The 3,416-nt window shown below is 71.5% G+C and carries 3 protein-coding genes and 1 pseudogene; 3 read left to right on the top strand and 1 reads right to left on the bottom strand.

The window, feature by feature from the left end; translation table 11 throughout:
* Positions 1 to 314 (top strand): annotated as a pseudogene (locus MU407_RS13720) (IS1634 family transposase); the annotation flags it as partial.
* A 222-nt stretch (positions 315 to 536) separates the two neighbouring features.
* On the opposite strand, the gene MU407_RS13725 reads toward MU407_RS13720, so the two are convergent.
* Complete coding sequence (locus MU407_RS13725) at positions 537 to 1,787, bottom strand: MFS transporter (RefSeq protein WP_246958325.1); 1,251 nt, start codon at positions 1,785 to 1,787, stop codon at positions 537 to 539.
* 252 nt (positions 1,788 to 2,039) lie between these two features.
* On the opposite strand from MU407_RS13725, the gene MU407_RS13730 reads away from it, so the two are divergent.
* Positions 2,040 to 2,360: a hypothetical protein gene (locus MU407_RS13730; protein ID WP_102236701.1), complete on the top strand. Its 321-nt coding sequence runs from the start codon at positions 2,040 to 2,042 to the stop codon at positions 2,358 to 2,360.
* 54 nt (positions 2,361 to 2,414) lie between these two features.
* The gene (locus MU407_RS13735) at positions 2,415 to 3,290 is read left to right on the top strand and encodes a hypothetical protein (protein ID WP_246958327.1); all 876 of its coding nucleotides are present in this window, start codon (positions 2,415 to 2,417) and stop codon (positions 3,288 to 3,290) included.
* Positions 3,291 to 3,416 lie beyond the last annotated feature (126 nt).

Here is a 3,416-nt window from a genome sequence, read left to right on the forward strand (position 1 = left end):
TCTACAGCTACCACGACCTCTGGCACGTCGAGCAGTCGTTCCGGATGAGCAAAACAGACCTGCAGGCCCGCCCCATGTTCCACCACCAGCGCGACGCCATCGAAGCACACCTGACCATCGTGTTTGCCGCCCTCGCGGTCGCGCGATACGTGCAAGACCAGACCGGGCTGAGCCTGAAAAAGATCATCCAGACCCTCCGGCCCCTCCGAACAGCCCGCATCGCGATCAACGGCACCTCCCAGGACTTCCCGCCCGAAATCACCACCGACGCCCGTCACATCATCACCGCCATCGCCCCCGAGATAGGGCACTAACGATGTCCTAAGTCAGGCCCGTATATGCCGCTGAGACCCGCACTACGCCGAGGTAAGTGGTGAGGGGCAGGGACCGTTCAGCGAGAGCGAGGCGCGCGGATAGGCGGAGGTGGGTACCGGTTCAGGACAGCGAACCACCGGGCTCAGGGCGGAGCGCCGGCCGGGGAGAGTGACTCCTGTGACCCAGACAGCGCCCTGGCTCAGGACGGCCATCCTCCCGGCTCAGGACAGCGCCGGGATCTCTCCGGTGAGCGTCGGCCGCACGTGCATGCTGCTGCGCCGGGCGTCGCGCCGGTGCACCGCGAAGGATGCCCCCGTGATCACCATGCCCGCGAGCGCCAGTCCCACACCCACCCAGGACGGGGCCAGCAGCCCCCAGCCGGCGGCGAGGACCGCTGCCCCGAGCGCGGCACCCAGGGCGTTGCCGATGTTCAGCGCTGCATGCTGCAGGGCCGCCGCGAGCGACGGCGCATCGGGGGAGGCGTCCATGAGGAAGATCTGCAGCGCCGGGCCCATGAGCTGCGAGGTCACCGCGATGATGAACAGCAGCAGCATTCCGTCGGCCGCCCACTGCGCGACCACGGCGAACACCGCGAGCGCCACCGCCATTCCGGCGAGTCCCAGGAAAAGGGTGGCGTAGATCGACCGGTCCGCGAGCCGTCCGGCCAGCAGCGTCCCGAGCGTCATCCCGATCCCGAAGATCAGCAGCGCAATCGGTACCGCGCGGATCGGCAGGCCCATGACCCCGGGCACGATCTCCCCGATGTAGCTGTACACCGCGAACATGCCACCGAAGCCGATCGCGCCGATCCCCAGGCCGAACCACACCTGGCCGCGCCGCAGTGCCCCCAGCTCCGTGAGCATCGAGGCCTGGCCACCGCCGCCAGGCGGCTCCGGCACCAGGCGCCAGATCGCGAGCGTGCCCGCGAGAGCGACGAGCACCACCAGCACATAGGCGCTGCGCCAGCCCACAAGCTGGCCGAGCGCCGTCGATGCCGGCACACCCACCATTGTCGCGACGGTCAGCCCCAGCATCACCAGGGACACCGATCGCGCGCGTCGGCCCGGCGGGGATAGTCGCGCCGCCACCAGTGCCGCGACCCCGAAGTAGGCGCCATGTGGGAATCCCGCCGCGAAACGGCCCACGGCCAGCACAGCGAACGTCGGCGCTATCGCGGAGATCAGGTTGCCCAGCGCCAGCATCCCCGCCAGCAGCACCAGCAGGCGCGAGCGCGGCATCCGCACCGACACCACCGTCATCACCGGCGCACCGACCACCACCCCCAGCGCATACAGGGAGATCAGCATCCCGGCCCGCGGGACTGAGGCTCCGAGCGAGCCGGCGATCTGTGGCAGCAGCCCCATCGAGGCGAACTCCGTGGTGCCTATCGCGAAGGCCCCCAGGCTCATCGCGAGGATCACCAGGCGCAGACGCGCGGGGGACAGCGGGGCGGCGTCGGGGGAAGCGGTCACGGCAACTCTCCGGGGACGGGCGAACAGGGCCCGCTGCCGACGCTGGAAGCGGTGATGACCTGGTCAAGTGTAGAAGCGGGAGGTCGTCGCGGGGAGGGGTGAGTGACGGGGCCGACGTCGGCTCGCCGGGGGCGTTCAGAGCGCGGGTGTGACGCCCTGCCCCCGGACGGCCCGGGGCGCCCGTCCGCATCCCGTATAGGGTGCTGCTCAGTCCGCGCACCGCAGCCCGGCTCGAGCACAGGAGGGACCCGCATGGAGCAGATCAGCGTCGCCGGCCACGAGAGCCCCGTGCCCGCCTCGGAACGCGCCGCCGCGCTGCTGCGGGAGCGTCTCGAGGCCGCCCGGGCCGACCGCGGCGCCGAGGCTGCGGAGCGGCTCGAGCAGCTGGTGGGGGAGCGGATCGCGAGCCTGCTCGACGGCGGGGCGCCCAGCATCGACTACGGGCAGATGCTCGCGATCGTGAACTACGTGGAACTGCCGCGCGAGGACGAGCCCGAGCCGACGGGCCTCGGGAAGGTCCTGCACGACCTCAAGGAGAAGGCCTCGCAGCGTGGCTACGGGCATATCGGCTGAGCTTCCGGGCGCGGTCCCGGCGCGCCGCAGCGCCCGTCGGGCGACCATATGGTCATGAGCACCCCGCCCGGCCTGCCGGACTTCCAGCACCCCGCCACGACGCCACCCGCCCGCCCCGCTGAGGCGGCGCCCAACCCCCGTCGGCCCGTGTGGCCGTGGCTGGTAGGTGGGGGCGGCTGCCTGCTCGCCGTGATCCTCGCCATCGTGCTCGTGATCGTGCTGCTCGTGCGGCCTGCACCGGCCTCGGATGGCGAGGGGCAGGGCAGCCCCGCCGCGCAGGAGGAGCCGGCCGCGCAGCCCTCCGGGGAGTACGTCCCCGACGGGGAGGAGGAGGGGCCGACGGGGCAGGGCGCGCCCGAGGATCTGCCCACTGTCTCCTGTCATCTGCCCGATCCCGGCCGCGCCTCGGATGCTCCGGCGGGGTACCTCGTGGGCGGGGGTCTGCGGACTGCGGTCGTGGATGGCTGGGCGTGGCGGTCGGCGTGGCGCGGGGCAGTCGCATACACGACGGATGTGGCGATGGTCAGCCAGGATGCGGGCCCCGGCTGGTACTCGTATGCGGCGCTCGGGCGCGGCGATTTCTCCGAGGCCGAGGGCGGCTACCCGGGGGCGGAGGATGCCGCGACCTGGATCCTGCAGTGCGCGTACAGCCGCGGGGACCTCGAGCCGCTCTACGGCGCGGAGCCCGTCACCGAGAACTGGGTGAGCGAGCCGGTGACCGTGGACGGGATGAGCGGGCATCGCGCCACCGTGGACGTGCACGTCGCGGAGGGTTCCGGGGTGACGTTCACGCCGGCCTGGCGGATCTCCGTCACGGTGCTCGAGACGCCCGACGGGCCCACGGTGCTGCTCGCCAACGCGGCGACCGGCCTGCCGGAGCAGCTGGAGGCGCAGGAGCAGTTCATCGCCGGGCTCGAAGCGGACGCGTGAGCCTCGATCTTTCATCGGGCTGGTGAGCGGTCGCGGTCGGCGTCTTTGCCGGTGTTCAGCTGCTGATTGTGGCATTCGGGTATGACAGATCGTCGCAGTGTCCGTTGCGGGCGGTCGGGTTCCACT

Source organism: Brachybacterium sp. Marseille-Q7125 (genome assembly GCF_023062615.1).
GTDB lineage: Bacteria > Actinomycetota > Actinomycetes > Actinomycetales > Dermabacteraceae > Brachybacterium.